Source organism: Pseudomonas sp. 43NM1 (assembly GCF_002836905.1).
GTDB classification, from domain to species: Bacteria; Pseudomonadota; Gammaproteobacteria; order Pseudomonadales; family Pseudomonadaceae; genus Aquipseudomonas; species Aquipseudomonas prosekii.
Map to the genome: position 1 here is coordinate 1 of NZ_MKGS01000061.1, position 7,425 is coordinate 7,425.

Annotated in this window: 9 protein-coding genes; 1 reads left to right on the plus strand and 8 read right to left on the minus strand. The window is 59.3% G+C overall.

Features of this window, described 5'->3' with window-relative positions; translation table 11 throughout:
* The 8 genes from BI292_RS07635 to BI292_RS07670 all read right to left on the minus strand — a co-directional run.
* A partial coding sequence (locus BI292_RS07635; RefSeq protein WP_101207503.1) for a hypothetical protein occupies positions 1–498 on the minus strand: 498 nt, incomplete at its 3' end.
* A gap of 78 nt (positions 499–576) precedes the next feature.
* Positions 577–2,121: a class I SAM-dependent methyltransferase gene (locus BI292_RS07640; protein WP_101207504.1), complete on the minus strand. Its 1,545-nt coding sequence runs from the start codon at positions 2,119–2,121 to the stop codon at positions 577–579.
* Between the two features lie 106 nt (positions 2,122–2,227).
* A complete protein-coding gene (gene chrA, locus BI292_RS07645; RefSeq protein WP_101207505.1) occupies positions 2,228–3,436 on the minus strand; it encodes a chromate efflux transporter in 1,209 nt (402 codons plus the stop codon).
* Positions 3,437–3,522: 86 nt separating this feature from the next.
* Positions 3,523–3,915, minus strand: a complete 393-nt coding sequence (locus tag BI292_RS07650; protein WP_101207506.1) for a hypothetical protein — start codon at positions 3,913–3,915, stop codon at positions 3,523–3,525.
* Entirely contained in the window at positions 3,916–4,287 is a 372-nt protein-coding gene (locus BI292_RS07655) for a hypothetical protein (protein ID WP_003223109.1), read from the minus strand.
* Positions 4,284–4,625 (minus strand): helix-turn-helix domain-containing protein, encoded by a 342-nt coding sequence (locus BI292_RS07660; protein WP_092281458.1) that lies wholly within the window; start codon positions 4,623–4,625, stop codon positions 4,284–4,286. Before BI292_RS07660 ends, BI292_RS07655 begins: the two co-directional genes overlap by 4 nt.
* Before the next feature lie 113 nt (positions 4,626–4,738).
* The gene (locus tag BI292_RS07665) at positions 4,739–5,194 is read right to left on the minus strand and encodes a YkvA family protein (RefSeq protein WP_101207507.1); all 456 of its coding nucleotides are present in this window, start codon (positions 5,192–5,194) and stop codon (positions 4,739–4,741) included.
* 296 nt (positions 5,195–5,490) lie between these two features.
* Positions 5,491–6,207 (minus strand): FKBP-type peptidyl-prolyl cis-trans isomerase, encoded by a 717-nt coding sequence (locus tag BI292_RS07670; protein ID WP_092271215.1) that lies wholly within the window; start codon positions 6,205–6,207, stop codon positions 5,491–5,493.
* Positions 6,208–6,477: 270 nt separating this feature from the next.
* On the opposite strand from BI292_RS07670, the gene BI292_RS07675 reads away from it, so the two are divergent.
* Positions 6,478–7,425 (plus strand): di-heme-cytochrome C peroxidase (locus BI292_RS07675; RefSeq protein ID WP_256592633.1); only part of this gene is annotated, 948 nt, incomplete at its 3' end.

Consider the following 7,425-nt stretch of genomic DNA (forward strand, 5'->3'; position numbering starts at 1 on the left):
ATAGTACCCCTGCGCCCCCTGCATCTCCCCTCCCCACCACGCTGGATCGTAACCCTCGAATGCAATCCATGGCGGAGGAACGGAGAAACCATGTTTAGTTATCAGATCCATCACTTCAGCACTATCAATCACCAGCCGAACCGTCGCGACATTAAATTCTTTGTACGATATGGAAAGTATTAGGTTCTCATTCGCTGCATGATTACGGTAACGCTCAATCGTCAAATCGTTAAAAGCCCTTTCATCAACAAGCGAAAATCCAGCACCAATCACTGATCGGAAGTTATCGACTTCGGACCTATCAATGGCGAAATTTGAATAATATGCTCGGATACCCAATGATCCCAGAGAAGAAAAAACAGGATAGTGAGCCTTTGCAGCATCAGCCTGTTTAAAGGAATTTCCGAAAATAGACGTGAGCTCTACAACGGAATACCCGACAATTTGCTCACCAGGCGCGGCTTTAAATAAATCTTTTATACGCCTGAATAGGCTCACGTGATGTTCACTCTTAGATGCATTGAAACGAAGGAAGCAGACCTATTCGATCATAAATAGATCTGCGACCGTCAAACCTCAAACAACCCGCAAAGCCTTCAATACCACCATCGATCTCTCAGCAAACCCCACAGCCTGTTCCTTCAACTCGGCAATATTCTCCTCCGCCGTCGTCAGCGCCCTATCCCCTTTCAATATCCCTTCGCCCTGCCCACCGATAATGTCCCAGGCGAACTGCGCCCATTCGCTCGGCAGTTTTTTCCCTTGCATGACCGCGATCAAAAACAACTGCTGGAATCGGCTCACAGGCACGCCGCCCCCCGTGACCGGGCTCGACAGTACTTGGATTTTGTTGGCGAACAGCGAGCGTTTGCACAGTTGCAAGTTGAGTGTGCTGCAACGCGCTTGCACCAGTTTCTCGGCCGCTTCGCTCTGGCATGGCGCGATGGCGTGCATGCCGATCAATACGTTGAGGGCCTGTTCGACGTCGTGGTAAGTCATCGACGGCACGGCGCTGATTAGCTGGCGCAGGGTTTTCGGCGCGTAGGCCTTGGCTGCCAGCGCTTCGAGGATCGGGTCGTAGATTTCCGGTTGTAACGAGGCTTCGCCGACGGGGCCGGTGACGGTGCCGGGGACGCTTTCTATGACTTGCAGCAGCACGAAACGCGTGTTGAGCATGGCTTCGCGGTGTTCGGCGGTGGACAGGCGGTTGGCGCCGCGCACGTAGAGGTCGCGGCGGAAGCTCTGGTTGACGAAGTAGTCGCGCGCCTGTTCGCGCATGATCGGGTGTTCGATGCCTTCGAGGAAGTCCATGCCTTCGGCGCTGAGGTTGAGCGGGTCGACCGAGTCCAGCGGCAGCGCGGTGGCGGCGTAGTCGAGTTTGGCGGGCGCGAGGGCGTCGACCACGTCGGTGAAATACATGCAGTCCCAGTCGCGGTTGAAGTATTCGTGGGCGACGTATTGGCGGTCCTGTCCTTTGACGCTTTGCAGCTTGGCGCCGAGGTTGGGCGCGGCTTGGGCGTATTTGGGGTTGGCGGCCAGCAGTGCTTCGGAGAATTGCAGTGCAGCGTCGATGCGCTCGTTCGGGCGCGCGGACGTGTGCGAAGCGAAGCGGTTGTGCAGGCTGAACAATTGGCGCAACGGTGCGGATGGCGACCAGCCCGGCAAGCAGTTGTAGCTGATGTAGAGCATGCCGCCGGGCTTGAGTTGGCGCCGGGCGAATTCGACGATGAGTTTCTGGTTGTCGCGGCTGACCCAGGTCCAGATGCCGTGCAGGCTGATGCTGTCGAATTGCGGCAAATCATTGCGCGCCAGCAGTTGCTCGAAGCTGTCGTCGTACAGCCGCGCGTCGCTGCCCCACGCGGTTGCGAGCCCACTGGCGTGCGCCGCTTGGGCCGGGAGGAAGTCGGTGCCGACGTAGGATCCCGGGTTGGCGGCAGCGTGGATATTGATCGACACACCTTGGCCGAAGCCCAATTCGCAGTGCCAGGCCTCGGCGCTTTCCAGGGCGGCAAAACCGCGCAGCAACAAGCAATAGCGCTGGAACACTGGATTGATTTCGCGGGAATACCCGTAGGTGTAACCCTCGTCCGTGAAATACCCTTCGTTCCAGGCTGAGCTCATGCGTGCATCCTTTTATTTCGAGGAGGAAAAGTTGTTCTTATAGGGGGAGTTGTTGCGGGCCACAAGAAGAAACGCGTGGCAGCGGGATTCTTTTCGACGGGTCCGTTCAAGCAATGACACTGGCCGCCCACCCCGCTACGCCGCTTGCAACCACCACCAACCACGGTGGCAACTTCCAAAACATCAAGGCAATCAGCGCAACGAGCGCCAACCCAAAGTCCTGCGGTTTGACGATGGCGCTGGTCCAGACCGGCTGATAGAACGCGGCCAATAGCAGGCCGACCACCGCTGCATTGACCCCGACCAGTGCGGCTTGCGCGCGCACATTGCTGCGCAGTCGCTCCCAGAAAGGCAAGGCCCCCAGCACCAGCAAAAAGGCTGGGGCGAAGATCGCCAACAAGCAGATCAACCCACCGGCCCAACCCGACGGCGTGAGGTTCATCGAGGCGCCGAGGAATGCCGCGAACGAAAACAACGGGCCGGGCATAGCCTGCGCAGCGCCATAACCGGCGAGGAATGCTTCATTGCTGACCCATCCGGTGGGCACCACTTCGGCTTGCAACAGCGGCAGGACGACATGACCACCACCAAATACCAATGCGCCGGAACGGTAAAACGAATCCACCAGTGCGAGGCTTTGATTGGGCAATAGCTTGGTCAGCAGCGGCAGCCCGGCCAGCAGCAGCACAAAAAGCGTCAGCCAGAGCGCTCCGGCCCTGCGGCTGATGTTGATCGGCAGCGCATCATGCCGGGTACTTTGCGGCGGATTGAACAGCAACAGGCCTGCAAGCCCGGCAACAACAATCACGCCGACCTGGGTCCAAACGGACGGCGCGAGCAGCGCGACGCAGGCCGCAATGGCCATCAGGGTCACTCGCGGCAGGTCTGCACACAGTGTTTTGGCCATGCTCCAGACGGCTTGGGCGACAACCGCGACAGCGACGACTTTGAGGCCGTGCAGCGCGCCGGGCGCAACGGCCGTGCCGTAATGAGTGAGACCCAGCGCCAACAAGATCATCATCGTCGCGGACGGCAGGGTAAACCCTATCCACGCCGCGAGCGCCCCGCCGTAACCTGCGCGCGACAGGCCCAACGCGATACCGACCTGACTGCTCGCCGGCCCCGGCAGAAACTGGCACAGCGCTACCAGATCCGCATAACCGCGCTCGGTCAGCCAGCGTCGTCGGATGACGAACTCATTATGGAAATATCCCAAGTGCGCGACGGGCCCGCCGAACGAGGTCAATCCGAGGCGCAGGAAGATCAGGAATATCGACCAGACATTGCTGCGCTCGGCGCTAGGGAAATCGGCCATGGGTCGCGGTTCCAGGTTTGGTCATTGAGCGATGGGAGCGTATTCAGGTTATGAAAAATATCCTCCCACGCAGAGCATGGGAACGATCACCCGAGCAATTCTTTCAACTTGATTTCGGCCAACGGGTGCCCGGCCTTCGCGGCAATCTGCCAGAACCGAGCCGCTTCTGCCGCGTCTGGTGCTTTGCTCGGCGTGCCTGCCAGACAAATCACGCCGACCTGATACGCCGCTTTGCCATCCCCCGCCAACGCCGCGAGGCGCAGCAAGCGCACGCCTTCTTCGCGCGCACCGAGGCCGACGCCGCGGAAGGTCAGGATGTGGCCATAGAAGCTTTGCGCGCCGACGTCGCCGAGGTTGGCCATGCGCGCGAATTGCCCTTCGAGCCATTTCCAGCCACGTGGCGAGCGCACAAACCATTGCCAGTGAAAAAGCCTACGGGCCAACCAGTAACTTGCCCGCGCCTTGAGTCGTAAAAACACTCAAGCCTCCGCGGATTCGGGGTACTCGTATTCGAACACGCGCACCACTTCGGAAGCATGCCAAGAGGCGGCGGCGACACCGTCGGATGGGCCGGAGAAGCGCCCCAGGCGTTCGACGCATTCAAAAAAACCGGTGCGTGGCAGGCGGCTCGCGCCTTGGCTGATGACCAGCGAGCTGCGCAACGGCTGCTCGGCTTTGGCATCGAGGGCGGCGAGGTGTTCGAGGGCGGCGGTGAGGGTTTGCATGGCCGGCGTGGGCAATTGCAATCGTTCGAGCAACGCGCGGTAGGTCAGTAGATGGCGCTGGCGGCGCGCCTGGTCCAGTTCACCTAACAACCCGTCCCAATGTTGACGACTGATGCGTACGCTCACGATTCATCCCTCCATCCTGGCACCGTCAATTCCCAGGCCAGGCTGCGGCGAATCGCTGCGTCGGGTTGACGCTCGCCACTTTCAATCAAGGCCAGATAAGACGGGCTGATGCCTACCGTGCGGGCGAGCGCCTCGATGGCGATGCCCTTCCCTTCGCGCAAACTGCGGAGTTGGTCCAGACCAGGAAGAATCTGGTCCGGGGTCGCCGCGGGACGCGCTGTGGCGGCTCGCGGCGGTTGTGGTTCGATGCCTGCTGCTTTCAGTAGAGCTTGGTACTGAGCCCATGGCAAAACTGCATATTCGGGCTCGCCTTCGCGTGTGATTATCTGAATATCCATGACTTCCCCGTAGGACAACGACACTTAGCGAGTCGGCGCTTTTCCGTTGAAGTGTAATCCTAACAGCGGCCAAGGTCGCGGGGGCATGCATCTAAGGTTGAAGATCAACCTGATCAAAGATCTTCGGGTTTCTGCAATTGCAGCTGTTCCGGGGTATCGGGCAGGCGTTCGACCCGGGCCAACTTCTCCGGCAACTGGCGATTGCGCCAGGCGCGGAAGGCGTTAAGTTCGTCGTCGAGGGTTTTCATGATCCACGCCAGCACGGCGATGTCGTCGAACATGCCCAGCACCGGGATGAAATCCGGGATGGCATCCAGCGGGCTGAGGAAATACATCAGGCCAGCGACGACGGTGAGGATCGATTTGCGGCTGATGCCACGGTATTCGCCGCGCCAGTAAGCCAGGCACAACGCCTGCAGCAGGCGCAGGTCATCCTTGAGTTTGCCCAGGCGATTGCCTTCGTTGCCGGCCTTGCTGGCGACGGCGAACAGCAGCGTTGGCAGGCGGCCACGGGCCAGCAAACGGCCGGCCAATGGCAGAAAACGGGCCAGATTCCAGGGTGCTTTCATGTTTTCCTCCCGCTGAAATGTTATCCACACAAATTGTGGATAACCTTGTGAACAGAGCTGCATTTCGCGGCTGGAAGCCACGTTTCATAAGGGCTGAGCTCAGATCGGGCGTTTTTTACTCACATAAAAAAACCCAAGATTTCATTGACTTGGCGCCGAGGTGTGGCTAGCACTGGCGTCCTCAATGGCTATGACTGCAACCTTGCGCATCCGTTCGCTTTGATCGCGATTTGTCAAACCCCGGATACAACAACGCCCCGCATAATGCGAGGCGTTGTTTTTGCAGCAAACGGCGCTTACTTGGCAGCGTCGTCTTGTTTTGCTGGATCTTTGATCGCCAACAGTTCCAGATCGAACACCAGCACCGAGTTGGCCGGGATTGCCGGGCTCGGGCTTTGCGCGCCGTAAGCCAGGTCGCTAGGAATGTACAGCTTGTACTTCTCGCCGACGTGCATCAGTTGCAGGCCTTCGACCCAACCCGGGATCACGCCGCTGACTGGCAGGTCGATCGGGCTACCGCGATCAACCGAGCTGTCAAACGTGGTGCCGTTGGTCAGCTTGCCGGTGTAGTGAACAGTCACTACGTCGGTCGGCTTAGGCTGAGCGCCATCGGCTTTTTTCACGACTTCGTATTGCAGACCGGAAGCAGTGGTCACTACACCGGCCTTCTTGGCGTTTTCTTCGAGGAATTTCTTGCCGGCGGATGCCGACTCTTCGCTCATTTTCGCCATGCGTTCTTCTGCACGCTTTTGCAGTGCTGCGAAGGCCTCGACCAGTTCGTCGTCCTTCAGCTTTTGTTCTTTCTTGCCGACGGCATCTTCGATGCCTTGAGCGACGGCCTTGGAATCCAGATCGTCCATGCCTTCCTGAGCCAGGCTTTTGCCCATGTTCAGGCCAATCCCGTAGGAAGCTTTTTGCGCCGGGGTTTTCAGCTCTACGCTGGTCTGCGAATCACAACCCGCAAGTACCAGGCTAACCAGGGCCACCGCCGCCGCCAACCGATGCTGTTTCATGCTATTTCCTTGTTCATGCGCCTAAAGGGCAATCGAATAAAGCCGCGAGCTTATCAGGCGGCCACGACCAATGGCTACCGGCATGAGAGCAGGAAACAGCCGATAAGTTCAGGTCTTTTAAAGCATTTCGGGAATGCGCGGGATGAAGTTTCTGTCAGGTTCGTCTGACGCGCACTGATGCGAGTTCCTACGACTTGGCGTAATGGCCACTTGCCGCCACCCGAGCCACTGATGCATAAAGGCGCTATAAATCGACAAGGACGTTTTATCTTGCGCCTCCTACTCCGCTTGCTGGTTCTGATCGCCGTACTGCTGGGGCTTGGCCTCGCTGTGGTTGTGTACTACATCGCCAACCCCAAACTGCCGGCCTACACCCCCGCGCAACAGGTGCATTACCTGGAGCAGTGGAGCGCCGCCGACCGCCAGACCTATTACTTCACGCCGCAGGGCACTCAGGTCAAAGGCCTGCATTACGACTGGTTTCAGGCGCTGGAACTGCCGTTCTCGCAGCAGCGTTTTGCCGCGCCGGAATACCTGGCACGCTTCGGTTTTCTGGTCGATCCCGCGCAAGAAGCTACGCCGGACAACCCCGGCAACCTGCCCGTAGGTTTCGCCCGCCACCAGAACCCCGGCAGCCAGGCGCAATTCCTGGATATCACTTGCTCCGCATGTCACACCGGCGAGTTGCGTTTCAACGGCCAGGCTGTGCGCATCGATGGCGGCGCGGCGCTGCATGTTTTGCCGTCGACGGTGCCGACCCTGCGTGGCGGCAGTTTTGGTCAGGCGCTGGTCGCGAGCCTTGCCGCGACCTATTACAACCCTTGGAAATTCGAACGTTTCGCACGCAACGTGTTGGGCGCGGACTACGAGGACGGGCATCAATCCCTACGTGCGGACTACAAACGCTCGCTGGACATGTTTCTCAAAGTCGCCTGGAACGACGCCCATCGCGGGCTCTACCCCACCGAGGAAGGCCCCGGCCGCGCCGATGCGTTCGGGCGTATCGCCAATGCCAGTTTCGGCGACGCGATTTCGCCGGACAACTATCGCGTGGCCAACGCGCCGGTGGACTACCCGCAGTTGTGGGACATGTGGACGTTTGATTGGGTGCAGTGGAACGGTTCGGCCCAGCAACCGATGGCGCGCAATATCGGCGAGGCGTTGGGCGTGGGCGCGACGCTGAATTTGTTCGACGCCAATGGCCAGCCGCTCAAGGGC

Coding starts and splice junctions, on each gene's coding strand:
- BI292_RS07640 (WP_101207504.1), bottom strand. CDS start 2,121: ATGAGCTCAGCCTGGAACGAAGGGTATTTCACGGACGAGGGTTACACC.
- BI292_RS07670 (WP_092271215.1), bottom strand. CDS start 6,207: ATGAAACAGCATCGGTTGGCGGCGGCGGTGGCCCTGGTTAGCCTGGTA.
- BI292_RS07665 (WP_101207507.1), bottom strand. CDS start 5,194: ATGAAAGCACCCTGGAATCTGGCCCGTTTTCTGCCATTGGCCGGCCGT.
- chrA (WP_101207505.1), bottom strand. CDS start 3,436: ATGGCCGATTTCCCTAGCGCCGAGCGCAGCAATGTCTGGTCGATATTC.
- BI292_RS07660 (WP_092281458.1), bottom strand. CDS start 4,625: ATGGATATTCAGATAATCACACGCGAAGGCGAGCCCGAATATGCAGTT.